Below are 26,778 nucleotides of genomic sequence, written 5' to 3'. Positions count from 1 at the left end.
CACGCAGCGCGTGTCCCCCGAGGGCCTCGCGCGAGGCCGTCGGAGAACCGACCCCTTTCACGTCCCTCACGGGGGACCGGCCGGAGGAGGTGGGGCTGTCATGGATCGAAGTCGACCGTGCAGTACTACCCGTTCTTCCGGCCTGTAGGGCCCAGGGCCTCGTCTCATTCGCAGTCAGCCGCACACGTTCGATACGTACTACGCGTACCTCGTGCTGACCGCGCCTGCCGGAAGAGCACTTCGTTTCCCCTGATCTCATCGATGGCCGCCTCGGCCGTCGCGATCTGAATCAGTCAGCGAAGCCGCCCAGCGTCGGTGCGGTGCTTCCCGCTTTGTGGACGTGCAGCATGTCCCGGTTTCCGGTTGGCCAGGACGTCCTCATTCCGGGTGGTTCCACCCGACGCGCGGCGACTCCCGCCCGCGAAGGAGCCTGCCCATGTCGATGATGCGCGACCTGCGAGCCGCCGTCCGTCCCTCGCTGCGCAAGAGCGTCGCCCCGTACGCCAACGAGTCCCGGTCCTCGTACGACTTCACGCGCGACGCGGCCGCCTGCTCGGCCGTCGTGGACTGCGCCGTGTACCGCGACGGAGTCCGCGTCGCGTCCGACGCGCCCTCGGGGTGCCTCACGCCCGGCACGGCGAAGACGCAGGTGCGGCGCGACGGCGGCTTCGCCTGGATCGGCCTGCACGAGCCGACCGAGGAGGAATTCGCCGGTATCGCCCGCGAGTTCGGCCTGCACCCGCTCGCCGTCGAGGACGCCGTCCACGCCCACCAGCGGCCCAAGCTGGAGCGCTACGACGACACGCTGTTCACCGTCTTCAAGACCATCCACTACGTCGAGCACGCCGAACTCACCGCCACCAGCGAGGTCGTGGAGACCGGCGAGGTCATGTGCTTCACCGGCCGGGACTTCTTCATCACCGTCCGGCACGGCGGGCAGGGCTCGCTGCGCGCGCTGCGGCACCGGCTGCAGGACGACCCGGAGCTGCTCGCCAAGGGCCCGAGCGCCGTGCTGCACGCCATCGCGGACCACGTCGTCGACGGGTACCTGGCCGTGGCCGACGCGATGCAGGACGACATCGACGAGGTCGAGACCGAGGTCTTCTCGCAGCCCGGCAAGGGTTCGCCGCGCGGGTCCGACGCCGGGCGGATCTACCAACTCAAGCGCGAGGTACTGGAGTTCAAGCGGGCCGTCGCGCCGCTGCGGCGGCCGCTGCAGCTGCTCAGCGAGCGGCCCATGCGGCTGATCGACCCGGACATCCAGAAGTACTTCCGGGACGTCGCCGACCACCTGGAGCGCGTACAGGAGCAGGTCATCGGCTTCGACGAGCTGCTGAACTCGATCCTCCAGGCCAATCTGGCGCAGGCCTCCGTCGCCCAGAACGAGGACATGCGCAAGATCACCTCGTGGGCGGCGATCATCGCCGTACCGACCATGGTGTGCGGGGTGTACGGCATGAACTTCAAGCACATGCCGGAGCTGCACTGGCGGTACGGGTATCCGATGGTGCTCGCGCTCATCGGCGGGGTCTGCTTCGCGATCCACCGGACGTTGAAGCGCAACGGGTGGCTGTAGCTGTGGCTACGCTTTCCGTATGACGACTGCTGAACTGCTCGATGCCGCCCTCGTCGAGGAGGCCACGAAGAAGTCCGGGCTTGTCTGGGTCCGCGGGGACCGGGGTGTGGAGCGGGCGCTGTGGCATGTGTGGCACGAGGGGGCGGCGTGCCTGGTCGGCGACGGGCCGGGCGAGCAGCCGCTGCCGGATCTGGTCGACGGGGGGTCGGCCGTGGTGACCGTGCGCAGCAAGGACAAGGGTGGGCGGCTTGTCGGGTGGCGGGCGAAGGTGGTTGAGCTGGTGCCTGGTACGGAGGCGTACGAGGGGGTGGTGGGCGAGTTGAAGGGGAAGCGGCTGAACGCGCCCGACGCGGAGACGATGCTGGAGCGGTGGGCCCGGGAGTGTCGGGTGCTGAGGCTTGAGCCGGTGGGTGGGGGTGCGGAGCCGGTGTCGGACGGGTCGTTGGCGGCGCCGCCGGTGGGGTCGCCGGCGACCACGCGCAACCCCGTCCCGGCGGGTCTCCCGAAACTCTTGGCTCGCCGTAAGCGTGGTTGACGCCTCGGGGCTCCGCCCCGGACCCCGCGCCTCAAACGCCGGCGAGGCTTGATTTACCGGAACCGCGCCTCAAGTGCCGGCGGGGCTTCATGTGCCGAACCGGTCCGCAGGGGCTTGAGTGGCCACAATCAAGCCCGTCCGGCGATTGAGGACCGGGGGGCTGGGGGCTGAGCCCCCAGGGACGAGCGCTACGAACCCGGGAGGGACCGGCCGTAGTCGACCGTGTCCGTGGGGGACGGTTCGCGGAGTGCGAACGTTTCGCCCCAGTCGCTGAGTTGGAGGGAGCCCGCACCGCCCGCGCGTTCCAGGCGCATGGGGTAGGCGCCGCCCTCCAGGGACACGTCGAGCGTGCCACCGGCCCCCTTGTCGCCGGTGAGCTCGATCGTGCGGACGCCGGACGAGGTGCCGCGTTCGCCCTTCGCGAGCGTGCCGTGCAGCGTGAGCAGGCCGTCGAGCAGCACGGTCTTGTCGGTGAACGTGCTGAGCTGCTGGAAGGCCGGGTCGCCCTTGGGGACCTTCACATACTTGCCGTCGAGCTTCTGCGCGGCGTTGCCCGCCCCGTGCTGCCCCTTGTCGTCGTCCGAGTGCGTCCAGAAGTCGGCGCTCGCCTTGAGGTACAGGTGGTCGTCGACCCGCAGCAGCCGGAACGTGCTGCCGCCCGTGGACACCGAACCGGTGCCGCCCTTGGCGTTCAGCCGCATGTCCAGCTTGTACGTCTTCTTGCCGCTGACCACCGTGCCGGCGACGTGCACCGTGTCCGCGCCGCGCGCCGCCTGCACCGTACGGGACTGGATCTTCGCCGGGGCCAGTTTGCCGACCCCGTTCGTGCCCGCGTCCGGGTCCTCCTCGCCGCACGCCGCGAGCCCCACCGCGAGTCCCGTGCACATCACGCCCACCACGAGTGTCCTGCGGGTACGGCGGTTGAGGGGGCGCAGGGTCACGGGCGGACTACCTCTCGTACGGCAGCGGGGCGGGATCAGGTACGGCAGCGTACCCCCGCGATCTGCGGTGCCCCGTCCAGGCCCGGTGGTCGCCGAGCAAAGGCGCGGTAAGCGGGGAGCGGCTAGCCTGAACGACGAATTGGTTACATAAGGGATTTGGACGGCGGAAGCGGGCGAAGGAGGCGTGTGGGCGTATGGCTGGAGGCGCTCCCCGTGTCTTCGTGTCGCACCTCTCCGGAATCGCCGTCTTCGACCCGAACGGTGACCAGGTGGGGCGCGTACGCGACCTGGTCGCGATGCTGCGCGTGAGCCGCAGACCGCCCCGGCTGCTCGGGCTCGTCGTCGAGCTGTCCACGCGGCGCCGCATCTTCCTGCCGATGACCCGCGTCACCGGGATCGAATCGGGTCAGGTGATCACGACGGGCGTGCTGAACGTCCGGCGGTTCGAGCAGCGGCCCACCGAGCGCCTCGTCCTCGGCGAGATGCTCGACCGGCGCGTACGGCTCGTCGAGACCGGCGAGGAGGTCACCGTCCTCGACGTCTCCATCCAGCAGTTGCCCGCGCGCCGCGACTGGGAGATCGACCGCGTCTTCGTACGGAAGGACTCCGGCAAGCGCGGCGCGTTCCGGCGCGCCAAGGGCGAGACGTTCACGGTCGACTGGTCGGGCGTCGACGGCTTCAACCTGGAGGAGCACGGGCAGGGCGCCGAGAGCCTGCTCGCCACCTTCGAGCAGATGCGCCCCGCCGACCTCGCCAACGTGCTGCACCACCTCTCCCCCAAGCGCCGCACCGAGGTCGCCGCGGCGCTCAGCAACGAACGTCTCGCCGACGTCCTGGAGGAACTCCCGGAGGACGACCAGGTCGAGGTGCTCGGCAAGCTGAAGGAGGAGCGCGCCGCCGACGTCCTGGAGGAGATGGACCCGGACGACGCCGCCGACCTCCTCGGCGAGCTCCCCGAGGACGACAAGGAACGCCTGCTGGATCTGATGAAGCCCAGCGAGGCGGCCGACGTGCGGCGCCTGATGGCGTACGAGGACCGGACCGCGGGCGGCCTGATGACGACCGAGCCGATCGTGCTGCGCCCCGACTCGACCGTCGCCGACGCCCTCGCCCGCATCCGCAATCCCGACCTGTCCCCCGCGCTCGCCGCGCAGGTGTACGTGTGCAGGCCGCCGGACGAGACCCCGACCGGCAAGTACCTCGGCACGATCCACTTCCAACGACTGCTGCGGGACCCGCCGTACACGATGGTCGGCTCGATCCTCGACGAGGATCTGCAGGCCCTGACCCCGGCGGCCGGGCTGCCGGAGATCGCCGGGTTCTTCGCGACGTACGACATGGTGGCCGCGCCCGTCGTCGACGACAGCGGCTCGCTGCTCGGCGCGGTGACCGTGGACGACGTCCTGGACCACATGCTGCCCGAGGACTGGCGCGAGCAGGAGTTCCACCTGGCCGGGGAGGTGAACCGTGCCGACTGAGGAACGAGAACGCGACCGCGACCGCGACCGCGACCGGGAGCGGGAGCGGGAGCGGGATCGTGAGGCTCCGCGGCGGCCGCGCATCCGGCTCGACCAGCCGCGCGCCCCCCGCCGCAAACTGCTGCCCGATTACGATCCGGAGGCCTTCGGCCGGCTCTCCGAGCGGATCGCGCGCTTCCTGGGGACGGGCCGGTTCATCGTCTGGATGACGGTGATCATCATCGTGTGGGTGCTGTGGAACATCCTCGCGCCGGCCGAGCTGCGCTTCGACGAGTACCCGTTCATCTTCCTGACGCTGATGCTGTCGCTCCAGGCCTCGTACGCCGCCCCGCTGATCCTGCTCGCGCAGAACCGGCAGGACGACCGGGACCGGGTCAATCTCGAACAGGACCGCAAGCAGAACGAGCGTTCCATCGCCGACACCGAGTATCTGAGCCGCGAGGTGGCGGCCCTGCGGATCGGGCTCGGCGAGGTCGCGACGCGCGACTGGATCCGCTCCGAGCTGCAGGACCTTCTCAAGGAGTTGGAGGAGCAGCGGCACTCCGGCGCGCACGGCTCCGTATTCCCCGCGGAGCGCGAGCGGGGACGTGACGTAGACGACCGCTGACAGGGCTTTCCGGGTGCGGGTTACCCCGCCGTAGACTCGGGTGCATGGCTACGGAAGACGCGGTGCGCGAGGCACTCGCGACAGTGAACGACCCCGAGATCCACCGTCCCATCACCGAATTGGGGATGGTCAAATCGGTGGACATCGGTGCGGACGGAGTCGTCGCGGTCACCGTGTATCTGACCGTGTCCGGCTGCCCGATGCGGTCCACGATCGAGAACAACGTGCGGGACGCCGTCGCCGCCGTCGAGGGCGTGACCCGGGTCGACGTCACCCTCGACGTGATGAGCGACGAGCAGCGCAAGGAGCTGGCGACCGCGCTGCGCGGCGGCACCGCCGAGCGCGAGGTCCCGTTCGCCAAGCCCGGCTCGCTGACCCGCGTGTACGCGGTGGCCTCCGGCAAGGGCGGCGTCGGCAAGTCCTCGGTGACGGTGAACCTGGCGGCCGCGATGGCGGCGGACGGCCTGAAGGTCGGCGTCGTCGACGCGGACATCTACGGTCACAGCGTCCCGCGCATGCTCGGCGCCGACGGCAAGCCGACCCAGGTCGAGGACATGATCATGCCGCCGTCGGCGAACGGCGTGAAGGTCATCTCGATCGGCATGTTCACGCCGGGCAACGCGCCGGTCGTGTGGCGCGGCCCGATGCTGCACCGCGCGCTCCAGCAGTTCCTCGCGGACGTGTTCTGGGGCGACCTGGACGTGCTGCTCCTGGACCTGCCGCCCGGCACAGGCGACATCGCCATCTCCATCGCCCAACTGGTCCCGAACGCGGAGATCCTGGTCGTCACGACGCCGCAGCAGGCCGCCGCCGAGGTCGCCGAGCGGGCCGGTTCGATCGCCGTGCAGACCCACCAGAAGATCGTCGGCGTCGTCGAGAACATGTCCGGGCTGCCGTGCCCGCACTGCGGCGAGATGGTCGACGTGTTCGGCACGGGCGGCGGCAAGCTGGTCGCCGAGGGCCTCACGAGGACCACGGGTGCGGAGGTCCCGGTGCTCGGCTCCATCCCCATCGACGTACGCCTGCGCGAGGGCGGCGACGAGGGCAAGCCGGTCGTCCTGACCGACCCGGACTCCGCCGCGGGCTCGGCGCTGCGCGACATCGCGGAGAAGCTCGGCGGGCGCCAGCGGGGCCTGTCGGGCATGTCGCTGGGGATCACGCCGCGCAACAAATTCTGAGCGCGCTCCGAGCACGCACAACGGTGGGCCGCCCTCCTCGGGCGGCCCACCGTTCTTCGTTACGCGTCCGCTTCCAGCGCCGCGATGTCCTTCACGACGGAGAATCCGAGCCCGTACGCGCTCATGCCGCGCCCGTACGCGCCCAGGTGCACCCCGGCCTGCGTGGAGCCGGCGAGCACCCAGCCGTACTCGGACTCCCGGTAGTGGAACGGGGTCGGCACCCCGTCCACCGGCAGCGTCAGCGTCGCCCAGTCCTCGGAGTCGAGGTCGTCGGCGAGCACCCACGCCGTCTCGGTCTGCTGCTCCAGCCAGTCGTCGCGCAGCGTGTGGTCCATCTGCACGGGCCAGGTGTACGAGAGCAGTCCTACGCCGGCGAGCCAGGCCGCCGAGGAGACGGATGTGGCCTCCAGGACGCCGGTGCCGTCGGCGGTGCGCCGTACCGGATTGGCGGCGACGGTCACGACGACCGCGAACCGCTCGGTGTCCTCCGTGAGCTCGCTGCGTACGGAGGGCTCGTCACCGTGCCCGATCGAACCGTGCTCGACGGACTCGTCCGCCGTGGTGCCGACCTGCATCAGCCAACGCGGTCCCGTGAAGGCCTCGTCGAGGCCGTACCACGGGAAGGGCGCCAGCAGGTAGCCGTCGACCGTGCGCCGGGCCGCGGAAGCCTCGCCGGCCCCCTCGGTGGCCGGCGCCTGCGCGCCCACCCGACTCGTCGTCTCCATGTACCCGGCCGCCTCCTCGCTCAGTTCGGACCGGAGCGGCCCGCCCCCCTCGGGCGTTCTCACGTCCGGTCCGCGCAACAACAAGGCAGGATGCCACACCGGGTCCAGGAGGCCCGGTTTCGTCAGGTGTGGTTCAGGTCGCGTTCGGAGCGATTCGGGTCATGTTCGCCCGCGTACGCGCCGGTTCGGGCGCATCGATTCAGTCGCATCGACGCAAGTCGCGTCGGTTCAGGTCGCGTCGACGTCGAAGGGCGGCGGCTCGACGGCGGCCGGCTTCTCGGACTTCCGCATGTCGACCTTCGCGGGCTCCGCGGGCTCCGCGCTCTTGCTCATGTCCACGCGGGCGCCGGAAGAGCCGGAGGACGAGCCGGATTCCTCCAGGTCACCGACGGTGTGCGCCGCCTCGGAGACCTCGGCCATCTCCTTCTTCAGGTCGAAGCCGTTGCGGATCTCCTTGAGCCCCAGCTCGTCGCTGTCCAGCTGCTTGCGGATGAACGTCTTGGGGTTCAGGTCCTCGAACTCGAAGTCCTTGAACTCGGGGCCGAGTTCATCGCGGATGTCCTGCTTCGCGCTGTCCGAGAACTGCCGGATCTTACGGATGGTGCGCGAGACGTCCTGGATGACCTTCGGGAGCTTGTCGGGGCCGAACACGAGCACGGCCAGCACGACGAGCGTCACGACCTCCAGTGGGCCAATGTCGTTGAACACCTTGCTCTCCTAGCGTGTCCTCGGCCCGCGGTCGGTCAATCAGCAGCAGGTCTTCGGCAGGGTCCGGCAGCGGACCCGCTCCACGGTACCCGGCCCACCTGTCCGTCCGGTAGCCACCGGGGTACGTCCAGGTTCCCGTCGTTCCCGTCTCCCGCTCAGTCGCCACCGGCCGAACCGAGCACCAGTGACACCTTCCGCTGCTCTCCGCCCCGTTCGAGCGTAAGGACCAGTTCGTCCTGGGGCTGATGGGTGCGGATCTTGACGATCAGCTCCTCGCCGGAGTGCACGCGGACGCCGTCGACCTCGGTGATTACGTCGCCGGGTCCGATCCCCGCCTTGGCGCCCGGGCCGCCCGGGCTGACGGCGGGGCCGCCGCCGTTGCCCTTCGTGCCGACGCGGGCGCCGTCGCCGGAGTAGTCCATGTCGAGCGTGACGCCGATCACCGGATGCGTCGCCCGGCCGTTGTTGATCAGCTGCTCCGCGACGCGTTTCGCCTGGTTGACGGGGATGGCGAAGCCGAGGCCGATGGAGCCGGACTGCCCCTCGGTCAGCTCCGAGCCCGCGCCTTTCGCGGACCGGATCGCGCTGTTGATGCCGATGACGCGCGCCTTGGAGTCGACCAGGGGGCCGCCGGAGTTGCCGGGGTTGATGGGTGCGTCGGTCTGCAGCGCGTCGACATAGCTGACGTCGCTGCCGTCGCCCTTCTCGCCGCCCGCCGTGATGGGGCGCTGCTTGGCGCTGATGATGCCGGAGGTGACCGTGTTCGCCAGGTCGTAGGGGGCGCCGACGGCTACGACGGGGTCGCCGACCTGTACGTTCTCGGAGTTGCCGAGGGGCAGGGGGCGCAGGCCGCGGACGCCGTCGACCTCGATGACGGCGAGGTCGTAACCGCTGTCGCGCCCGACCAGCTTGGCGTTGACGCTCTGGCCGCTGGCGAAAGTGACCGATATCTCACCGTCCGCCGAGCCGTCGGAGTCCGCCGGGGAGACGACGTGGTTGTTCGTGAGGATGTGCCCGCGCCCGTCGAGTACGAAGCCGGTGCCGGTGCCCTCCTCCGAGGACCCCTCGGTGTGGATCGTGACGACGCCGGGCACGGTGCTGGCCGCGATCCCGGCCACGCTCCCCGGCTCGCGATGCTTGGACTCGACGCCGGCCTGCGGCAGTTCGATCCGGGCCCCGACCCCATCCCGCTCCAGCCACGCCCCGAGCCCCCCACCGATGCCTCCGGCGGCAAGCGCGATGACCACAGCCCCAACCACAAGCCCACGCTTCCGGGTCGCTCCACGACCGGGTTGACGGTCGAGCGGTTCAAGTCCGTGCGACGCCTGAGCAGCGGGGTCCGGTTGATCGAAGTCCGGTCGATCAAGGTCCGGTCGATCAAGGTCCGGTTGATCAAGCCCCTGCGGCGATTGAGCAGCGGGGTCCGGGGCGGAGCCCCGTGGCGTGGGGACGGTCGACCGCTCCGACACCCCACCCCCGGCGGAGCCCCCCGTGGGATTCACCTCGTCCATGTCCCGCCGCTCTCCCCAAGCCCGGCCCGCGGCACCACACCGCCGACTCCCACGCGCGCGAACCGGATCCACACCCGCCGCACCGCCTCACCCGGATTCAACCAGGTTCGACGGCGCGGGCGCAGTGTGTGTCAGCGCACGGACGAAGGCCGCGAGGACGCGGTCGGCGAGGGCGCCGAGGCCGCGGCGAGCCCGGGTCCGGAGGACGCCTCGGCGGCGGGCGCGACGGACGGCCGCGGTGCGACCGAGACGGCGGCGGCCGGGACGGCGGAGGCGGCGGGGCGTATGAGAGGCGACATGCGCGCCGCCTGTGCCAGCATCGGCGTAGCGAACGGGTAGTCGACGCTCTCCGCGTGCCCGCCACCCGGCAGCAGCGGCGCCCCCGCCTCGGTCGGCGAGACGGGCGCCGCGAGGGCTCCCCCGCGCTGGCCGAGCAGCGAGGCGGTGGACCTGCGGCGCTGCGTGTCGGAGGCGGCCGCGGCCCCGGAGGGCTGGCTGCGCAGCGGCGTGACATTGCTGCCGGAGCCGCCACCACGCGCGTCGGAACTGTCGATCGGCGCGGCGGTCGTGACCCCGCCGAGCGCGATGGCGGCGAGCGACACCGCACCGGCCGCGGCGAACGCGAAGCGGCGGGACCGCGAGGCCCGGTCGCTCTCGTGCCGGTCCGGGCGGCCCACTTCGTGGATGCGGAAGCCGCGCTGGTCGCTTGGCAGGACGGCGGTGTGCGCGCCGGACGGTGCGTAGCCGAAGGGTTCGGCGTCTACGTCGAAGACGCCCTGCCCGAAGCCCCGGACGCCGCCGAGGGGCCGTCCGCCACCGAAGCCGCCTCCCCCGAACGGTGTGGAGCCACCGTCGGAGTCACCTCCCGCGGGCAGCCCCTGGAGGCGGGCGAGAAAGCTCTCGGAGGGCGGCGGCGGGGCCGCCTGCGCGAAGACGCTCTTGAGGCGGCGCTGGGCGTCGGCCTCGGCCTTGCATTTGGCACAGGTCGCCAGGTGCGCGAGCACGCGCTCCCGGGCGTCGTGGTCCAACTCGCCGTCGACCAGGGCGGCCAGCCTGTCCCCCAGGTGTTCGTCGGCCGCGGTCTGTTGGCGTTCGGCAGGATTGAGACGTGATCCACTCACGCGGTCGCGCCCCCTCCTCCGAGGACAGGGAACGCCCCTGTGGTCGCGAGCGTGCGGCGCTCCTTGCGGGCCTCGGGCGAGCGGTGCTGCAGCGCCTTGCGCAGCTGCGAGCGGCCTCGGTGGATACGGCTGCGGACCGTGCCCAGCTTCACGCCCAGGGTCGCGGCGATCTCCTCGTACGAGAGTCCCTCGATGTCGCACAGGACGACGGCGGCGCGGAACTCGGGCGCGAGGGTGTCGAGCGCCTGCTGCACGTCGGCGTCGAAGTGCGCGTCGTTGAAGACCTGCTGCGGCGAGGGTTCTCTGCTGGGCAGCCGCTCGGCGGCGTCGTCCCCGAGCGCGTCGAAGCGGATGCGCTGCTTGCGGCGGACCATGTCGAGGAACAGGTTCGTGGTGATGCGGTGCAGCCAGCCCTCGAAGGTGCCGGGCGTGTACGTCGACAGCGAACGGAAGACGCGGACGAAGACTTCCTGCGTGAGGTCCTCGGCGTCGTGCTGGTTTCCGGTCAGGCGGTACGCGAGGCGGTAGACGCGGCCACTGTGCGTGCTGACGATCTCCTCCCAGCTGGGGGGAGTCCACGCCTGTGATTCCGCATCGGCGGCAAAGGTCGCGGTCTGCGCGGAGTCAGTGGTGCGGATTCGGTCAGCGGTGTTGGTCACGGATTTCGGCTCACCCGCCGACCTGAGAAGACGCCGAAGCACTCCTCCCCGATCCACAGGCGCAGCCGCACCTCCCCTGTCGGCTCTGGTGGTGTCCAGTGGAGCACCTACCATAACCACCTCGCCCGTTAGCTCCGGATAAGCGTTTTTACTCAGATTTGCCGGTCGGCTCCGGACCGGCGCCGCTACCGCTGCCGTCATCCCGTTCACCCCCGCTGCTCCCCGTGTCCAGCCTGCGCTTTTCCCCCGCCTCTTCAAACGTGCGGTCCCATCTGCGAGTTCCCGCCACCAACGGATAAAGTCACGCGCAGGCATCCACGGGGACGGGAGAGGGCCATTACCGGCAACCGGCAGACGAGTTGGGCGTTCGCCGACGCCTTTGTCGCCGAGGACGACGCGACTCGCTGGGCTCGTGACCGGGCCCGCGAGGCAGGGCTGTACCCGGTGTCCCCCGGCGCGGGCGCGACGCTGGGGATGCTCGCTGCCACGGTAGGGGCGAAGGCCGTCGCCGAGATCGGTACGGGCACGGGCGTGTCCGGAATCCATCTGCTGCACGGGATGCGGCCCGACGGCGTCCTCACCACGGTCGACCCGGAGCCGGAGCGGCAGCAGTTCGCGCGCCAGGCGTTCCGCGCGGCCGGCTTCGCCAGCAACCGCGCCCGGTTCATTCCGGGGCGCGCCCTGGAAGTGCTGCCCCGGCTCGCGGACAGCGGCTACGACCTCGTGTTCTGTGACGGCGATCACATGGAGTGCCTCGACTACCTCGCTGAATCGTTGCGCCTGCTCCGGCCCGGTGGCCTGGTCGTCTTCCAGGGAGTACTCGCCGAGGGGCGGACCGTCGACTCGGGGCCGCAGCCGGTGGAAGTGGTGCGGCTGCGCGAGTTGCTGCGGGCGGTGCGGGAGAGCCCGGAGCTGGTGGCGTCGGTGCTGCCGGTCGGCGACGGACTGCTCTGCGCCGTCAAGCGCTGAATCCACCCGCTCCGCCAAAGCTCCGTCGAGCGCCGAGACCCCGCCCGATCGCCCCGGCGCGCCCCCGACCTGGCCTTACGCACACGACTGCCCCGGCACCGGATGTGTGCCGAGGCAGTCGAAAAGGTATGGTCGCTTCCGCGCGAGCGCGGAAGCGGAAGGTGTCAGCCCACTACCTTCTTCAGTTCGTCGCCGAGGGCAGACGCCTCGTCCGGCGTCAGCTCGACCACGAGCCGACCGCCGCCTTCGAGCGGAACGCGCATGACGATGCCCCGCCCCTCCTTGGTCACCTCGAGCGGGCCGTCACCCGTTCGCGGCTTCATGGCCGCCATGCTCGTTCCCCTTCCTGAAACCAGCTCATCGTCAGCCGACGGCCCTCTGGGTGGGCACACGTCACCGGCATCGAACACATTGCTTCCAGGCCATTATCCCGCATCGCGGGACCCGATGACCAACATCGGTCGGCATCGCTTGCGCAACGCGCTTGAGCAAAACCACTCAATTCGGGGAGCGGACTGCGATACTGCGCCATCTTCGGACCCTTCCCGGCACGAATTTGTTTGACGCAGGTCACATGCCGGGGGCGTTCCCTGGGTCGTGATCTCCGTCATGCTGAGCACGGACGACTGAGCGACCGCATAGGAGGAGTCCCATGGCCGACACCGTGCTCTACGAGGTGAGCGACGGGCTCGCGACGATCACGCTGAACCGCCCCGAGGCGATGAACGCGATGAACACCGAGGCCAAGGTCGCCCTCCGCGACGCGGTACAGGCGGCAGCCGCCGACGAGACGGTGCGGGCGGTGCTGCTCACGGCCGCGGGCGACCGGGCGTTCTGCGTGGGGCAGGACCTCAAGGAGCACGTCGGCTCGCTGATGGCGGACCGGGAGTCCGGCGAGGGCCGCACGATGAGCACGGTGCGGGAGCACTACAACCCGATCGTGCGGGCCCTGACGCAGATGAAGAAGCCGGTCGTGGCGGCGGTGAACGGCGTGGCGGCCGGCGCCGGTTTCGGTTTCGCGCTGTGCGCCGACTACCGGATCGCGGCGGACAGCTCCTCGTTCAACACCTCGTTCGCGGGCGTGGCGCTGACCGCCGACTCCGGGGTGTCCTGGACGCTGCCGCGCCTGATCGGCCCCGGCCGCGCGACCGACCTGCTGCTCTTCCCGCGCTCCGTGAAGGCGCAGGAGGCGTACGAGCTCGGGATCGTGAACCGGCTCGTGCCGGCGGCGGAACTCGCCGAGGAGGCAGGGAAGTTGGCGCGGACGCTCGCCGAGGGCCCGACCGTCGCCTACGCCGCGCTCAAGGAGGCCGTCGCCTTCTCCGGCGACCACTCCCTCGACGAGGCGCTCGACAAGGAGGACGAGTTGCAGGCGCGGGCCGGCGCGTCCGAGGACCACGCCATCGCGGTTCAGGCCTTCATCGCGAAGGAGAAGCCGAAGTATCTCGGTCGCTGACCGCCGTGCTTCCGGCCGCTCACGCCGTCGTACGCGCGCGGGACACGCAGTCCGCCAAGTGGTCGTTGACCAGGCCGCAGGCCTGCATCAGGGCGTAGGCGGTCGTGGGGCCGACGAAGCGCAGGCCGCGCTTCTTCAGGTCCTTGGACAGGGCCGTCGACTCGTCGGTGATCGCCGCTACGTCGCCGAGGACCTTCGGGACCGGGCGGCCCGCGGCGTCCGGCGCGTACGACCAGATCAGCTTGTCGAGTTCGCCGGGCGCCCAGTCGACGAGCACGCGCGCGTTGGCGAGCGTCGCGTCGACCTTGGCGCGGTTGCGGATGATGCCGGGGTCGGCGAGCAGGCGCTCGCGGTCGGCGTCCGTGAAGGCGGCCACGTCCGCGATCCGGAAGCCGGAGAACGCGGTACGGAAGCCCTCGCGGCGCCTGAGGATCGTGATCCAGGACAGCCCGGACTGGAACGCCTCCAGGCAGAGCCGCTCGAAGAGCGCGTCGTCGCCGTGGACCGGGCGGCCCCACTCCTCGTCGTGGTACGCGACGTAGTCCTCGGTCGACAGGCCCCAGGGGCAGCGGAGCTTTCCGTCGGGCCCGGGGAGGGCGCCTTCTGTCGGCTCGGTCATCGCAGGCCCTCCCCCGGGCCGAACCCGTATCCGAAGTCACCGGGCGGCGCGAAGCCGGTTTCCGGGCCGTGGTCGGTCGGCTGCGGGCCGGGCCGCGTGTGGGCCGCGGTGAGGGCGGCCTCCAGTTCCGTGATCCGCGCGTCCCGCTCGGCCAGTTCGGCCCCGAGGCGGTTCAGCGCGTCGTCCACCTCCGCCATGCGGTAGCCCCGCACCGCCGTGGGCAGCCGGAGCTCCTCCAGGTCGGCGGGGGCCAGCGGCCGGTCGGGCGGCAGCGGGTCCGCGTAGAACTGGGACGGCTCGTCGCGCAGCGTGCCGCTGTCGCCGCCGCCGATGACCGCGAAGGTCACCGCGGCGATCACCACGACCAGCGCGGCGACCAGAAACAAGAACATGACCATGTCTGCCGTCCCCTGGGTTCGACCGGGCCGTGCGGCCCTCAACCGTCAGGCTTCGATCGTGCCATGCCGCACTGACAGTTAAGGTCACAGGCGACGTTCAAGCGGGTACGAGAAGGAGAGTCACAGGGGATGCTCAGGCTGGGCCAGCACGAATTCGGCGCGCACGAGCCGGTGATCATGGCGATCGTGAACCGGACCCCGGACTCCTTCTACGACCAGGGCGCCACGTTCCGGGACGAGCCCGCGCTCGCCCGTGTCGAGCAGGCGGTGTCCGAGGGCGCCATGATCGTGGACATCGGCGGGGTGAAGGCGGGGCCCGGCGAGGAGGTCACCGCCGAGGAGGAGGCGCGGCGGACCGTCGGCTTCGTCGCCGAGGTGCGGCGCCGCTTCCCCGACGTGATCATCAGCGTCGACACCTGGCGGCACGAGGTCGGCGACGCGGTGTGCGAGGCGGGCGCGGATCTGCTCAACGACGCGTGGGGCGGCGTCGACCCGAAGCTCGCGGAGGTCGCGGCGCGCCACAAGGTGGGCATCGTGTGCACGCACGCGGGCGGCGCCGAGCCCCGTACGCGCCCGCACCGGGTGACGTACGAGGACGTGATGGCGGACATCCTGGACGTGACGGTGGGCTACGCGGAGCGGGCCGTCGCCCTCGGGGTGCCGCGCGAGTCGGTGCTGATCGACCCGGGCCACGACTTCGGGAAGAACACGCGGCACTCCCTGGAGGCGACGCGGCGGCTGCCGGAGATGGTCGACACGGGCTGGCCGGTGCTGGTCTCCCTCTCCAACAAGGACTTCGTCGGTGAGACCCTCGACAAGCCGGTCAAGGAGCGCGTCATCGGGACGCTCGCGACCACGGCGGTCTCCGCGTGGCTCGGGGCGCAGGTCTACCGGGTGCACGAAGTCGCCGAGACCCGCCAGGTGTTGGACATGGTGGCGTCCATCGCGGGCCACCGGCCCCCGGCGGTCGCCCGCCGGGGACTCGCGTAACGGCTCTTCTGTAGGAGGCCGTTCGACGGCCTACTTGCCGGTCTCCTTGGTGACCAGCGTGATCGCCTCCTCCACGTCGTCCGTGACGTGGAAGAGCAGCAGGTCGGCCTCTCCCGCCTTGCCCTGGGCGATCACCGTGTTCTTCAGCCAGTCGACCAGGCCGCTCCAGTACTGCGAGCCGAAGAGGACGATCGGGAACCGCGTCACCTTCGTGGTCTGCACGAGGGTGAGCGCCTCGAAGAGCTCGTCCAGGGTGCCGAGGCCGCCGGGCAGGACGACGAAGCCCTGGGCATACTTCACAAACATGGTCTTTCGGACAAAAAAGTACCGAAAGTTCAGACCCAGGTCGACGTACGGGTTGAGGCCCTGCTCGAAGGGCAGCTCGATGCCGAGGCCGACCGAGATGCCCTTGGCCTCCACGGCGCCCTGGTTGGCCGCCTGCATGGCGCCGGGGCCGCCGCCGGTGATCACCGCGAAGCCGGCCTCCACCAAGGCCTTGCCGATGGCGACGCCCGCCGCGTACTCCGGCGAGTCCTCCGAGGTACGGGCCGAGCCGAACACGCTGATCGCGGGCGGCAGTTCGGCGAGCGTGCCGAAGCCCTCGATGAACTCCGACTGGATGCGCAGGACCCGCCACGGATCCGTGTGCACCCACTCGGAGGGGCCTTCCGAGTCGAGCAGACGCTGGTCGGTCGTTCCGGGCTGCACCTGGTCGCGGCGGCGGACCACCGGGCCGAGGCGCTGCTCCTTGGGACGCCGCTTGCCCTCCGGGTTGCTCATCGTCTGCTCCCTTCCTGCGCAGGTAACGCGCGCTTACGTGGAGCAAGGGTAGGTCTACGCGAGTTACGAGCGAGGGACCTCGGCGTATCAGGAAGCCGTGAGCCACGCGGCGAGGCGCTTCTCGCCCTCCAGGATGAGCGAGGTCTCGACCCGCTCGTCGATCTTGTGCGCGAAGATCGGGTTGCCGGGACCGTAGTTGACCGCGGGGACGCCGAGGGCGCTGAAGCGGGAGACGTCGGTCCAGCCGAACTTGGGTCGCACCTCGCCGCCGACGGCCGCCACGAAGGCGGCGGCAGCGGGGTGGGTGAGGCCCGGCCGGGCACCTCCCGTGTGGTCGTCGACGAGGAACTCCTCGATGGGGCAGCCGTCGAAGAAGTCGCGGACGAACTTCTCGGCCTCCTCCATGGAGCGGTCGGGCGCGTAGCGGAAGTTGACCGTGACGGCGCACGCGTCGGGGATGACGTTCTTGGCGAGGCCGCCCTCGATGCCCACCGCGTTGAGACCCTCGTGGAACTGGAGGCCGTCGACGACCGGCTTGCGCGGCTCGTAGGCGGCGAGGCGCTCCAGGATGGGGGACGCGGCATGGATGGCGTTGTCGCCCATCCACGCGCGCGCGGAGTGGGCCCGCTCGCCCTTGGTCTTCAGAATGACGCGCAGGGTGCCCTGGCAGCCGCCCTCGACATCGCCGTTCGTCCCCTCAAGGAGGATCGCGAAGTCGCCCTCCAGCCAGTCGGGGTGGGCCTCGGCCACATGCCCCAGGCCGTTGAGGTGTGCGGCGACCTCTTCGTTGTCGTAGAAGACGAACGTGAGGTCCCGGTTGGGCTCGCGGACGGTCTGCGCGATACGGAGCTGGACGGCGACACCCGACTTCATGTCACTCGTACCGCAGCCCCACAGGGTGCCGTTCTCGTCGAGCCGCGAGGGCACGTTGTCGGCGATCGGGACCGTGTCGATGTGCCCGGCGAGGATGATCCGCTCCTCGCGGCCCAGGTCCGTGCGGGCCACGATGTTGTTGCCGTACCGGTCGACCGTGAGGTGCGGCAGCTCGCGCAGGGCCCCCTCGATCGCGTCGGCGAGCTCCTTCTCGCTGCCACTGGGCGAGGGGAAGTCGACCAGCTGGGCGGTGAGGCGCGCGGCGTCCTGCGTGAGGTCAAGGGGGGTACGGTCCATGGCGTCGAGCCTAATACGCGGGCGTTTTCCGTGCGGCGGCTGGACTGTCGGTGGCCTCCAGTACCTTTGACGCGTGTCTGAGCCCCCCACTCTCTTCCGGCGCGGCCGCCTCCTCCGTATCGGCGCGGCCGTCGTCGTGCTGCTCGCCGTGGCCACGTACGTGGCCGTGCAGTACGCCACCGGGGGCCGCGGCAAGCCGAGATGCGTGGTGGTCTCGGCGCACACCGACAAGGCCGCCGGGGCGTCGTACGAGTTCACGTCCGAGCAGGCGGTGAACGCGGCGACGATCGCCGCCGTCGGCACCTCGCGCGGCATGCCCGAGCGGGCGGTCACGATCGCCCTCGCGACGGCGCTCCAGGAGTCGGGGCTTCGCAACATCGAGCACGGCGACCGGGATTCGCTGGGCCTGTTCCAGCAGCGGCCCACGAAGGGCTGGGGCACCGCGGAGCAGATCATGGATCCGGCGTACGCGTCCGAGCGGTTCTACGCGCACCTGGAGAAGATCCCGGGCTACTCGCGGCTGCCCCTGACCGCCGCCGCGCAGCGCGTGCAGCTCAGCGGGTACCCGCAGGCGTACGCGAAGCACGAGCCGGACGCGACGTTGCTGGCCGCGTCGCTGACCGGGCGCGCCGCCGCTTCGCTCACCTGTGAGGGGCGGCCGGGTGGCGGCGCGGGCGCGCGGGCCGGTGACCCCGCGCGCGTGAAGGCCGCGCTCGCCCGGGACTTCGGGCGGGGCGTGGCGCCCGCGGCGGGGCCCGGAAAGAGTTCCGTGCGCGTGCCGGTGCCCGCCGCCGTCGACTCGGCCGAGGACGGCGAGCGGCAGCGCGGCTGGGAGCTGGCGCAGTGGGCGGTGGCCAACTCCTCGGCGCTGCGCATCGAGCGGGTCTCCTACGCGGGCCGGGAGTGGACCGCCGGGGAGTCCGGGCACAAGTGGCGCAAGGTGTCGGCGGAGAAGAGCGGTGGACGATCGTCGTCCGGTCCCGCCGCCTCCACGTCCGTCGGCGAGGTCCGAATCGTCACTGGGCAGTAGTGCGGGCGCCCACTCGGACGAGTGACGCGGGGCCCGTCGACTAGACGCCGGTCGGGCCCCTTCGAGTGAGTCGGGGCTTCGGCCCCAAATCCCTTGTGCACAGCGGGATGTAAGGGTTCTGCGGCGGCCGACGATGCGCGAACTTTGCCCGTTTCTGCCCGCACCTGATAATGCGACGCATTGCGAACCCTTTACGTTTCCGACCCGCAACCTTCCTGGGCCTTGGGGCTGTTGTCACGGCGTCCGATCGCCGTACGGCAACCGGGCACCAAACGTTCTCTCCCGTCTAAGGAGCATCATGTCCCTCCCCCTGACCCGTCGGATCGCCCGTGCCGCGCTGCTCGTAGCGGCGGGAGCGGCACCCGTGGTCGGTGCGGCCGGCTCCGCGAGCGCCGTCGACCTCCCGGCCACGCCCGACCTGGGCGGTGTGACCGCCCTGGACGGAGCGAACCTGGGGAGCACCGTCGACGGTGCGGCTCAGAGCGCCACCGGGCTCGCGGGCGACGCCGGCAGCAAGGCCGTCGACAAGGCGGTGCCGGCGGCGGGTAAGGTCGTCGGCACGAGCGCCAAGACCGCGACGCCGGCGGCGCAGGAGGCCGCGGGTGGGCTGGCCGGGAGCGCGGGTGACGTGCTCGGTGAGACGGCCGGGGCCGCGACCGATGGTGGGCTGCCGGTGGGTGGTGACGGTCTGCCGACCGACGCGCTGGGCAGCCTGCCGATCGGCTGACCGCCTGTTTACCCGAACGGGGTGCCGGGAGCGTTCTGCTCCCGGCACCCCGTTTTGCCGCTGTCGCGGTCGGCCGCGCTCACGTCACGGGGCTCCGCCCCGGACCCCGCTGCTCAATCGCCGCAGGGGCTTGAACCGGTCGGCCGCGCTCACGTCACGGGGCTCCGCCCCGGACCCCGCCGCTCAGTCGCCGCAGGGGCTTGAACCGCTCAGCCGGGACACCGCCGCCTGGACACGGTCGTCCGAAGCCGTCAGGGCTACGCGGACGAAGGTGGCGCCCGCCTCTCCGTAGAAGTCGCCGGGGGCCACCAGGATGCCCAGGTCGGCAAGCGCGGCGACCGTGTCCCAGCAGGACTCGTCCCGGGTGGCCCACAGGTAGAGGCTCGCCTCGCTGTGCTCGATACGGAAACCGTGGGCCAGCAGAGCCGAGCGCAGCGTCTCGCGGCGGGCCGCGTACCGCTCCCGCTGCACCCGCACGTGCTCGTCGTCGCCGAGCGCCGCGACGACCGCCGCCTGCGTCGGCGCGGACGTCATCATGCCGCCGTGCTTGCGAATCTGGAGCAGCGGGCCGAGGACGGCGGCGTCACCCGCGATGAACGCCGCGCGGTAGCCCGCCAGGTTCGAGCGCTTCGAGAGCGAGTGGACCGCGACAAGACCCTCGTACGAGCCGCCGTTGACGTCCGGGTGCAGGACCGAGACCGGGTCGGCCTCCCAGCCCAGCTCCAGGTAGCACTCGTCGGAGAAGATCAGGATCCCGTGCGCGCGGGCCCACTCCACGATGCGCTTCAGCTCGTCCTTGGCAAGCACCCGACCCGTCGGATTGGACGGGGAGTTCAGCCACAGGAGGCGAATGCCCTCCGGGTCGAGCTCGGTCGGGTCGTCGTAGACGACGTAGTCGGCACGGGCCAGCCGGGCGCCCACCTCGTACGTCGGGTACGCGAGCCGCGGGTAGGCCACCTTGTCGCCGGGGCCGAGGCCCAACTGCGTAGGAAGCCAGGCGACGAGTTCCTTGGAGCCGACGACCGGCAGCACGTTCGTGTGGTCGAAGTCGCGCGCGCCGAGGCGGCGTTCGCACCAGGAGACCAGCGCGTCGCGCAGCTCGGGGGTGCCCCACACCGTCGGGTAGCCCGGCGAGTCCGCGGCGTCGACCAGCGCCTTCTGGATCAGCTCGGGCACCGGGTCGACCGGCGTGCCGACGGACAGGTCCACGATGCCGTCCGGGTGCGCCGCGGCCGTCTTCTTGTACGGCTCCAGCTTGTCCCAGGGGAAGGTGGGGAGGCGGTCGATGGGGGCCGGGACGGAGGACACCTGGTCAGCTCGCTCTCTTACAGGCTCTTACGGGCTCTTACGTAGTGGTGGACAAACACCTCGGTCCCGTACGGCAGTCAGAGCCGTACGGGACCGGGGCAACGCCTGTGCGTACCGCTGAACTCAGCAGCTACTGGTTCTGCGGCGGCAGCGCGGCGATGAACGCGTGGTCCTTCTCGATCAGGCCCATCTTCGAGGCACCACCGGGCGAACCGAGATCGTCGAAGAACTCGACGTTCGCCTTGTAGTAGTCCTTCCACTCCTCAGGAGTGTCGTCCTCATAGAAGATCGCCTCGACCGGGCAGACCGGTTCGCAGGCACCACAGTCGACGCATTCGTCCGGGTGGATGTACAAGGACCGGGAGCCCTCGTAGATGCAGTCGACCGGGCACTCCTCGATGCACGCCTTGTCCTTGACGTCGACACAAGGCTGCGCGATGACGTAGGTCACGCTGTCGTTCCTCCTCGATAGGGCGCTGGCGGGCCTCCGCAGGCTCCGCCGCCTGGCGCGCGGGAGCGCGGCGTCGTCGATGCCCACACCTAGTATCTCCGTTCCCGGCCATGATCCGAACAGGAGGGGTGGGACGAGCTGTGGAATTCACTGCGGGCGGACGTCTCGAAGTCCGCATTTCAGGCGATGACGTGGGAAAACGCGTCTCTGTGCGACGGGTGAGCGGGGAGGAATCCGCGGGTCGGAAGTTCACCGACACCGTCGGTGTTCTCACATCCTGGGACGACGGTGTGCTGCTCGTCACACGGCGAGACGGTGAAAGTGTGCGGATCGAGGAGTCCACGCTGGTCGCGGGGAAGGTGGTGCCGGCCGCGCCGGCCCGTCGCCGCGGCCCGTCCGCCACGTACCCGGAGCTCGCGCGTGTCGCCTCGCGGGCCTGGCGGCCGATCGAGGGCGAGCGGCTGGGCGACTGGGAGTTGAGGGCGGCAGTCGAGGCGGTGCCGCGCGAAGCGCGTCCTTGGGGGGCGGCGGCCGGGCGACGGAAGGGATTCACACGGCGCGCGAATTCCGTGCTCCCGCTGGGGGACCCCGGCCTTCCGCTCGACGCCGCACTGAGCCACGTACAGGAGTGGTACGCGGCCCGTGGACTCCCGGCGTACGCGCAGACGGCGACCGGCGCCGAGGGGGCGCAGGAGGTGCTGTGCGCCGAGTTGGAGGCGCGCGGCTGGGTGCGCGAGGTGAGCGCCGAGCTGCGGATCGCCGCGCTCGCGCCCATCGGGGACGCGCCGGACGCCCCGCGCGTGCGCCTCACCCGCGAGCCCGACGAGGCGTGGCTCGCGCGCTACCAGCGCAAGGGGGCGAGCGAGGTGGCGCTGAAGGTGCTGAGCGCCGGGCCTTCGGTGTGGTTCGCGACCGTGCCGGGGGACGGGGCCGGTGACGTGCCCGCCGCGATCGGGCGGTGCGTGGTCGACGGGCGGTGGGCCGGGTTCGCCGCCGTCGAGGTCGATCCCGCGCTGCGGCGCCAGGGGCTCGCCACGGACGTGATGACGGCGCTCGCGCGGCGGGCGCTCGACGAGGGCGCCTCGGCGGCCTGGCTCCAGGTCGAGGCGGACAACGAGGGGGCGCGCGCCCTCTACGACCGCATGGGTTTCGCCACGCATCACGCCTATCACCACTACCGTGCTCCGGACCGCGGTCCCCGCTGACCCGCTAATCGATCGGCCTGAGAGGGCACGAGGCACGTATGTCCCCCCACCTTTCCCCCCGTTCCACGGAGCTGCGGCGCCGGTTCGCCGAGGAGGCGCGGGCCGAGCGGCCCGATCTGGCGCAGCTGTGCCTGCTGCTCGCCGCGCAGGGCGACGCCTCGCTCGACGAGGCGGGCATGGACGCCGTCCAGATCGAGCTGGACGAGCTCGCCGGACGGCTGCCGTATCGGCCGGGCACCCCGCGCGCCTGGGCCACCGCGTGCGCCGAACTGCTCGGCGAGCGCCTCGGGTTCCACGGCACGCCGGGCGCCTACCAGCGCCTTGAGTCGTCCCTGCTGCACGAGGTCGTACGGCGCCGCAGAGGGCTGCCGATCCTGTTGTCGGTGGTGTGGCTGGAGGTGGCCAGGCGGGCCGGGGCGCCGGTGTGCGGGGTGGCCCTGCCGGGGCACTTCGTGGTCGGGTTCGGGGCGCCGGAGGAGCAGGTGCTGGCCGATCCGTTCGACGGCGGGCGGGTGTTGACCGGGCCCGACGCCCAAATCCTCGTGGCGGGCGCGACCGGTGGCTCGCTCGACCCGGCGATGCTGCGGCCCGCCGACCCGCTGGACGTCGTACTGCGGATCCTCAACAACATCCGGGCGTGGGCGGCGACCAGGCCCGAGCGCTCCGACGTGTCGCTGTGGGCGGTCGAGCTGTCCCTGCTGCTGCCCTCGCATCCGGCGCGACTGCGCTACGAGCGGGCCCAACTCCTCGTACAGCGCGGTGACTTCGTGAGCGGGGCGGTGGAGCTTGAGGCGTACGCGGAGGTGGTCGGGGCCGTGGACGAGACGGCGGCGGAGTCGGTGCGGGAGCAGGCGCGGGCGGCGCGCGCGATGCTGAATTGACCGGTTTTGGTTGCGGTGGGCCGGGGTTGCGGTTCGGGGCTCTGCCCCGGACCCCGCTGCTCAATCGCCGCAGGGGCTTGAGAACAGGGGCGACAGGTGCAGCGCCGCCGCGAGTTCCGCGTTGGTGCGGCCGTCCGCCGCCGCGCGCAGCACCTCGCGTTCGCGGTCGGTGAGCGGGTTCGCGCCCTCCGCGAGGGCCGCCGCCGCGAGCGTGGGGTCGATGACGCGCTCGCCCGCGAGCACCTTCCGTACGGCATCGGCGAGTTGCGCGGCGGGCGCGTCCTTGACCAGGAACGCGGCGGCGCCCGCCTCCATGGCGCTGCGCAGATAGCCGGGGCGGCCGAAGGTGGTGAGCACGACGACGAGGCTGCCCGCCCAGGTCGCGCCGGTGAGCGCGAGCCACTGCCAGGCGTCGAACCGTACGTCCTTGAAGGCCGCGGCCACGGCGAAGACGATCACGATGGACGGGAGCGAGACGACGGCGGCGCTCGCGGTCTTGGCGAGGACATAGCCGCGCCCGGGCAGCGTGGTGAGCCTCAACTGCCGTACCCAGGCGCTCTCCCGCTCCTTCGCGATGCGCTCGCTGTTGCCCATGAGGACGGCGGTGAGCGCGCCGAAGGAGGCCATCGAGACCATCACATACGCGGGCAGATTCAGGCCCGTGTCGTCGACCATGGCGGTGGTGTCGGACTTGCCCGCGATCAGCAGGAACAGCACGGACGGGTAGCCGCCGAGCCCGTACAGGGCGTGCACGGTCGCGTCGGCGTCGGTGGACTGGATGCGGACCGTCTGGCCGCTGATGGATACGCCGGTCAGGAACGGGAGCCCCTTGACGGCGGCCTCGTCGATCGGGCCCTCCAGGTCGAAGGAGACCCGGCGGGCGCCGGCCTTCGCCTTGATCTCGGCGGCCGTGCCGTCGGCGAGCAGCCGCCCGCGGTGCAGCACGAGGACGCGGTCGGCGATCGCGTCCGCCTCCTCCAGGTAGTGCGTGGCGAACAGCACGGTGCGGCCCTGGTCGGCCTGCGCGCGCATGGTCGACCAGAACGCGTGGCGGGCGCTCACGTCCATGCCGGTGGTCGGCTCGTCGAGGACGATGAGGTCGCTGTCGCCCGCCGTGGCGAGGGCGAAGCGGACGCGCTGCTCCTGGCCGCCGGAGAGCTTGTTGACCTTGCGGTCGGCGATCTGGGTGAGTCCGGCCCTGGTCAGTACGTCGTCCACCGCGTGCGGCCTCGGGTGCAGGGCGCAGCCGAGCCGGACGAGCTCGCGCACGGTCACCTCGTCCATCAGGCCGCCGCTCTGCAGCATGGCGCCGACCCGGCCCGCCGTGATCGCCTCGCGCGGGCTCGTGCCGAAGACGCGGACCTCTCCGGTGTCGGCGGGGCGCAGGCCGAGGAGCAGGTCGAGGGTGGTGGACTTGCCCGCGCCGTTCGGGCCGAGCAGGGCGACCGTCTCCCCCGCGCGCAGTTCGAGGCCGAGGTCGTCGACCGCCCGCACGGTGCCGTACGTCTTCGTCACCCCGGTGAAGGTGACCGCCGCGTGTGTCGTCATGGCAGTCAGCCTCGCCGGTCGGCGGGGGTGCGCGGCAGTGTCGACAAGCGTGAGTCCCGCATGACGGATGTCATGCGGGACTCGTGACGCGTACGTCGGGCGGGGCCTACGAGGTCTGGATCTCCGCCGTGCGCTCCGCCGCGGTCTTGCCGAGCAGCGCCTTGGCGATGGCCTGTGCCACGTCCGTCGGCTGGACCGGCGTCTTCTTGCCGGTGCCGCGGGTGATCAGGACGCCGTCGAAGGTGTTGCCGTAGAGCTGCTTGAGCACCGGCAGGTTGTACGTCTCGACCAGCTTGCCGTTGACCGGCTTCACGCCGAGGATCTTCGGCAGCGACTTGTCGGGGCCGAACTGGATCGAGGCGTTGCCCGCCTTGACGGTGATCAGACCGGACATCGCGGGCTCGGCGAACTGCTGCATCTTCCGGTCGACCTCGGCGTTCGAGATCGTCGGCTTCCGCGTCGCCGTCGCCAGCGGGACCGACTCGGACGAGCCGTTCGCGATCTGCGCGCGGTAGGCGTCCTTGACGGCGGAGACCGACTGGGCGACGTCGAGCCCCTTGCCGGTCTTGCCGTAGACGGGGACGGCCTTGCCCGGCTCGAACTTGATGGTGCCCTCGCCGGACGCGGCGGCGCCGCCCGCGGCCCGCTCCAGGGACGCGGCGAGCTTCTCCTCGTCGACGGGCACGACCGGGTCGACGACCCGTTCGTTGCCGAACAGCGAGCCGATCACGGAGATCGGGTTGTAGTCGCTGCCCGCGGCGGCCGACACGGTCGACGCGGTGTCGAAGGAGAGGCCCGCCTGCTCCGGCTCCATCTCCACGGACTTGCCGTCGACCTCCAGCTTCAGCGCCTGTTCGGTGCGCTTGCCGAGGGCGTTCTCCAGCTTGCTGGTGGCCTCGTCGCGGGTGCCGCCGCCGATGTCGACTCCGGCGACGGTGGTGCCCTTCGGGACGTCGGAGTGGTTCATCAACAGGCCCGCGCCGTACGCGACTCCGGCCACGCCGACGACGCCCGCGCCGAGCAGCACCAGCTTGTTGCGGCCCTTCTTCTTTTTCGCGGGGGCCGGGGTGGCGGGCACCGGGTCGGGCAGCTTGGGCGGGGTGTGCGCGGCGGGCGTCGCGGGGTTGGCTGGGGTCTGCCGGAACCCGCCGGGGGCGGCCGGGCCGTTGGGCTCGTCGTCCGCAGGGATGACGCGCAGGCCGCTGGTGAGCGTGTCACCGGAGACGTTGCCGCTGCCGCCGGAGTTGCCGCCTGAGGGCGGTTCAGGGGCGGGCTTCTGCGGCGTGAGGATCGCGGTGTCGTCGCTCATCCGCGGCGGCGTGCCACCGGCGCCGGGGACCGGCGGGTTCGGGGCGGCGGGCGGGACCATGGGGCCGTCGCCCGCGGCCGGGCCCGCGGTGGGTCCCACGGGTCCGGAGTCGGGCGTTCCCGCGTCCTGGTTTGCGGAGAAGTACGGCAGGTCGCCCCGGGACTGGTCGCCACGGGGGCCGGGGGCGCCACCGGTGCCGAGCGGTCCTGCCGCCACGGCGCCGGACACGTCGAATCCGCCGGAGGAACCACCGGAGTTGGGGTTCGGCGCAGGCGGCGGGGGCGGCGTGGGCGCACCGGCGGCCGGACCACCACGCGTCCCCGAGGGCGACTTGCGCGGCGCGAACCAGTCGCTCGTCTTCTCCTCACGCTGCGGCGCCTCACTCCCCGCCGGTGCCTGCGGCGCACGGCCGGCCCCATCTTGAGACGCACGCCCCGCCGACCCATCAAGCCCCTGCGGCGATTGAGCAGCGGGGTCCGGGGCAGAGCCCCGCGACGCAGGACCGGCATCCGCACCAGACCCGGATCCGGCACCGGCACCGGCACCGGCACCAGCACCAGAACCGGCACCACCGTCCTGGTTACCGTCCACGTCACTCATCGGCGTCCGCATGACCACCGGAGGAATCGGTCGGGAACCGGGAATGTTGATCCGGATCCGGGTCGTCAGCGTCGTCTCGGTCTTGGGCGATTCCGGGGCGCCCTGGTCACCCGGCGGTGTCGGACCGCCGTCACCGGACGCCGCGTCCTGCGCGGGCGATCCATACGGAGGCGTGCCCGACGGGTACGCGGCAGCGCCGCGCCCCTGGGGCCCGGAGGACGAACTGTCAGTTTCACGGCTCAAGGCAGGTTCTCCCGGTTGGCTCCGCCGCCCGTCTCGACCTCGCGCGGGCTGCTCG

Annotated in this window: 26 protein-coding genes and 2 pseudogenes; 12 read left to right on the top strand and 16 right to left on the bottom strand. The window is 71.3% G+C overall.

Annotated features, from left to right (window positions below; genetic code table 11):
* Positions 1 to 436: 436 nt before the first annotated feature.
* Together RBJ65_RS04720 and RBJ65_RS04715 are read left to right on the top strand one after the other, a co-directional pair.
* Complete coding sequence (locus tag RBJ65_RS04720) at positions 437 to 1,576, top strand: magnesium and cobalt transport protein CorA (RefSeq protein ID WP_306317961.1); 1,140 nt, start codon at positions 437 to 439, stop codon at positions 1,574 to 1,576.
* Positions 1,577 to 1,595: 19 nt separating this feature from the next.
* Positions 1,596 to 2,111 carry a hypothetical protein gene (locus tag RBJ65_RS04715; RefSeq protein WP_306317960.1) on the top strand — a complete coding sequence of 172 codons (516 nt, stop codon included), beginning with the start codon at positions 1,596 to 1,598 and terminating at the stop codon, positions 2,109 to 2,111.
* 188 nt (positions 2,112 to 2,299) lie between these two features.
* On the opposite strand, the gene RBJ65_RS04710 is transcribed toward RBJ65_RS04715, so the two are convergent.
* Positions 2,300 to 2,998, bottom strand: coding sequence for a hypothetical protein (locus RBJ65_RS04710; RefSeq protein ID WP_306318022.1), 699 nt, complete (start codon positions 2,996 to 2,998; stop codon positions 2,300 to 2,302).
* 248 nt (positions 2,999 to 3,246) lie between these two features.
* Between RBJ65_RS04710 and RBJ65_RS04705 the strand changes: the two genes are divergently transcribed.
* The 3 genes from RBJ65_RS04705 to RBJ65_RS04695 are packed head-to-tail and all read left to right on the top strand — an operon-like array spanning position 3,247 to position 6,315.
* Positions 3,247 to 4,530: a magnesium transporter MgtE N-terminal domain-containing protein gene (locus tag RBJ65_RS04705; RefSeq protein ID WP_306317959.1), complete on the top strand. Its 1,284-nt coding sequence runs from the start codon at positions 3,247 to 3,249 to the stop codon at positions 4,528 to 4,530.
* On the top strand, positions 4,520 to 5,137 hold the full coding sequence (locus RBJ65_RS04700; RefSeq protein WP_372341220.1) for a DUF1003 domain-containing protein: 618 nt from the start codon (positions 4,520 to 4,522) through the stop codon (positions 5,135 to 5,137). Before RBJ65_RS04705 ends, RBJ65_RS04700 begins: the two co-directional genes overlap by 11 nt.
* Positions 5,138 to 5,181: 44 nt before the next feature.
* Positions 5,182 to 6,315 (top strand): Mrp/NBP35 family ATP-binding protein, encoded by a 1,134-nt coding sequence (locus RBJ65_RS04695; protein WP_306317958.1) that lies wholly within the window; start codon positions 5,182 to 5,184, stop codon positions 6,313 to 6,315.
* 59 nt (positions 6,316 to 6,374) lie between these two features.
* Here the strand turns inward: RBJ65_RS04695 and RBJ65_RS04690 are convergent, their stop codons facing one another.
* The 5 genes and pseudogenes from RBJ65_RS04690 to sigE form a co-directional block, all read right to left on the bottom strand.
* Entirely contained in the window at positions 6,375 to 7,040 is a 666-nt protein-coding gene (locus RBJ65_RS04690; protein WP_306317957.1) for a hypothetical protein, read from the bottom strand.
* 228 nt (positions 7,041 to 7,268) lie between these two features.
* Positions 7,269 to 7,748 (bottom strand): sec-independent translocase, encoded by a 480-nt coding sequence (locus RBJ65_RS04685; RefSeq protein ID WP_306317956.1) that lies wholly within the window; start codon positions 7,746 to 7,748, stop codon positions 7,269 to 7,271.
* 155 nt (positions 7,749 to 7,903) lie between these two features.
* Positions 7,904 to 9,037, bottom strand: a pseudogene (locus tag RBJ65_RS04680) (S1C family serine protease); the annotation flags it as partial.
* A gap of 353 nt (positions 9,038 to 9,390) precedes the next feature.
* On the bottom strand, positions 9,391 to 10,380 hold the full coding sequence (locus RBJ65_RS04675) for an anti-sigma factor (RefSeq protein ID WP_306317954.1): 990 nt from the start codon (positions 10,378 to 10,380) through the stop codon (positions 9,391 to 9,393).
* On the bottom strand, positions 10,377 to 11,153 hold the full coding sequence (gene sigE / locus RBJ65_RS04670; protein ID WP_306317953.1) for an RNA polymerase sigma factor SigE: 777 nt from the start codon (positions 11,151 to 11,153) through the stop codon (positions 10,377 to 10,379). Before sigE ends, RBJ65_RS04675 begins: the two co-directional genes overlap by 4 nt.
* 156 nt (positions 11,154 to 11,309) lie before the next feature.
* Between sigE and RBJ65_RS04665 the strand changes: the two genes are divergently transcribed.
* Positions 11,310 to 12,008, top strand: a complete 699-nt coding sequence (locus RBJ65_RS04665) for an O-methyltransferase (RefSeq protein WP_306318020.1) — start codon at positions 11,310 to 11,312, stop codon at positions 12,006 to 12,008.
* Between the two features lie 164 nt (positions 12,009 to 12,172).
* Here RBJ65_RS04665 and RBJ65_RS04660 read toward each other — a convergent pair whose 3' ends face one another.
* Entirely contained in the window at positions 12,173 to 12,340 is a 168-nt protein-coding gene (locus RBJ65_RS04660) for a DUF3117 domain-containing protein (protein WP_266713770.1), read from the bottom strand.
* A gap of 320 nt (positions 12,341 to 12,660) precedes the next feature.
* Between RBJ65_RS04660 and RBJ65_RS04655 the strand changes: the two genes are divergently transcribed.
* The gene (locus RBJ65_RS04655; protein WP_306317952.1) at positions 12,661 to 13,464 is read left to right on the top strand and encodes an enoyl-CoA hydratase/isomerase family protein; all 804 of its coding nucleotides are present in this window, start codon (positions 12,661 to 12,663) and stop codon (positions 13,462 to 13,464) included.
* 19 nt (positions 13,465 to 13,483) lie between these two features.
* Here RBJ65_RS04655 and RBJ65_RS04650 read toward each other — a convergent pair whose 3' ends face one another.
* Positions 13,484 to 14,083: a DNA-3-methyladenine glycosylase I gene (locus RBJ65_RS04650; protein ID WP_306317951.1), complete on the bottom strand. Its 600-nt coding sequence runs from the start codon at positions 14,081 to 14,083 to the stop codon at positions 13,484 to 13,486.
* Positions 14,080 to 14,481, bottom strand: coding sequence for a DivIVA domain-containing protein (locus RBJ65_RS04645; RefSeq protein WP_306317950.1), 402 nt, complete (start codon positions 14,479 to 14,481; stop codon positions 14,080 to 14,082). Before RBJ65_RS04645 ends, RBJ65_RS04650 begins: the two co-directional genes overlap by 4 nt.
* A gap of 129 nt (positions 14,482 to 14,610) precedes the next feature.
* Here RBJ65_RS04645 and folP point away from each other — a divergent pair, with 129 nt between their 5' ends.
* On the top strand, positions 14,611 to 15,471 hold the full coding sequence (gene folP / locus RBJ65_RS04640; RefSeq protein WP_306317949.1) for a dihydropteroate synthase: 861 nt from the start codon (positions 14,611 to 14,613) through the stop codon (positions 15,469 to 15,471).
* 30 nt (positions 15,472 to 15,501) lie between these two features.
* Here folP and RBJ65_RS04635 read toward each other — a convergent pair whose 3' ends face one another.
* Both RBJ65_RS04635 and dapE read right to left on the bottom strand, forming a co-directional pair.
* Positions 15,502 to 16,251 (bottom strand): TIGR00730 family Rossman fold protein, encoded by a 750-nt coding sequence (locus RBJ65_RS04635; RefSeq protein WP_306317948.1) that lies wholly within the window; start codon positions 16,249 to 16,251, stop codon positions 15,502 to 15,504.
* Between the two features lie 87 nt (positions 16,252 to 16,338).
* Positions 16,339 to 17,421, bottom strand: coding sequence for a succinyl-diaminopimelate desuccinylase (dapE, locus tag RBJ65_RS04630; protein WP_306317947.1), 1,083 nt, complete (start codon positions 17,419 to 17,421; stop codon positions 16,339 to 16,341).
* A gap of 73 nt (positions 17,422 to 17,494) precedes the next feature.
* Here dapE and RBJ65_RS04625 point away from each other — a divergent pair, with 73 nt between their 5' ends.
* Together RBJ65_RS04625 and RBJ65_RS04620 are read left to right on the top strand one after the other, a co-directional pair.
* The gene (locus tag RBJ65_RS04625; protein ID WP_306317946.1) at positions 17,495 to 18,451 is read left to right on the top strand and encodes a heavy metal transporter; all 957 of its coding nucleotides are present in this window, start codon (positions 17,495 to 17,497) and stop codon (positions 18,449 to 18,451) included.
* Positions 18,452 to 18,749: 298 nt separating this feature from the next.
* Complete coding sequence (locus RBJ65_RS04620; protein ID WP_306317945.1) at positions 18,750 to 19,178, top strand: ATP-binding protein; 429 nt, start codon at positions 18,750 to 18,752, stop codon at positions 19,176 to 19,178.
* Positions 19,179 to 19,361: 183 nt separating this feature from the next.
* On the opposite strand, the gene RBJ65_RS04615 is transcribed toward RBJ65_RS04620, so the two are convergent.
* Positions 19,362 to 20,486, bottom strand: a complete 1,125-nt coding sequence (locus RBJ65_RS04615; protein ID WP_306317944.1) for a bifunctional succinyldiaminopimelate transaminase/glutamate-prephenate aminotransferase — start codon at positions 20,484 to 20,486, stop codon at positions 19,362 to 19,364.
* A 130-nt stretch (positions 20,487 to 20,616) separates the two neighbouring features.
* On the bottom strand, positions 20,617 to 20,937 hold the full coding sequence (gene fdxA / locus RBJ65_RS04610) for a ferredoxin (protein ID WP_306317943.1): 321 nt from the start codon (positions 20,935 to 20,937) through the stop codon (positions 20,617 to 20,619).
* 140 nt (positions 20,938 to 21,077) lie between these two features.
* Here fdxA and RBJ65_RS04605 point away from each other — a divergent pair, with 140 nt between their 5' ends.
* Both RBJ65_RS04605 and RBJ65_RS04600 read left to right on the top strand, forming a co-directional pair.
* Complete coding sequence (locus RBJ65_RS04605) at positions 21,078 to 22,142, top strand: GNAT family N-acetyltransferase (RefSeq protein WP_306317942.1); 1,065 nt, start codon at positions 21,078 to 21,080, stop codon at positions 22,140 to 22,142.
* A 38-nt stretch (positions 22,143 to 22,180) separates the two neighbouring features.
* On the top strand, positions 22,181 to 23,023 hold the full coding sequence (locus RBJ65_RS04600; RefSeq protein ID WP_306317941.1) for a transglutaminase-like domain-containing protein: 843 nt from the start codon (positions 22,181 to 22,183) through the stop codon (positions 23,021 to 23,023).
* Between the two features lie 60 nt (positions 23,024 to 23,083).
* On the opposite strand, the gene RBJ65_RS04595 is transcribed toward RBJ65_RS04600, so the two are convergent.
* From RBJ65_RS04595 to RBJ65_RS04585, 3 genes and pseudogenes are all read right to left on the bottom strand, one after another.
* Positions 23,084 to 23,338, bottom strand: a complete 255-nt coding sequence (locus RBJ65_RS04595; RefSeq protein WP_306318019.1) for a LuxR C-terminal-related transcriptional regulator — start codon at positions 23,336 to 23,338, stop codon at positions 23,084 to 23,086.
* A gap of 405 nt (positions 23,339 to 23,743) precedes the next feature.
* Positions 23,744 to 24,571: pseudogene (locus tag RBJ65_RS04590) on the bottom strand (ABC transporter ATP-binding protein); the annotation flags it as partial.
* Positions 24,572 to 24,677: 106 nt separating this feature from the next.
* Positions 24,678 to 26,108 (bottom strand): hypothetical protein, encoded by a 1,431-nt coding sequence (locus RBJ65_RS04585; protein ID WP_306317940.1) that lies wholly within the window; start codon positions 26,106 to 26,108, stop codon positions 24,678 to 24,680.
* Positions 26,109 to 26,778 lie beyond the last annotated feature (670 nt).

It is taken from the genome of Streptomyces sp. KL109B, from assembly GCF_030766935.1.
Taxonomy (GTDB): Bacteria; Actinomycetota; Actinomycetes; order Streptomycetales; family Streptomycetaceae; genus Streptomyces.
Note: the sequence above shows the minus strand (reverse complement) of the source record. Positions and strands in the feature narration are given on the sequence as shown.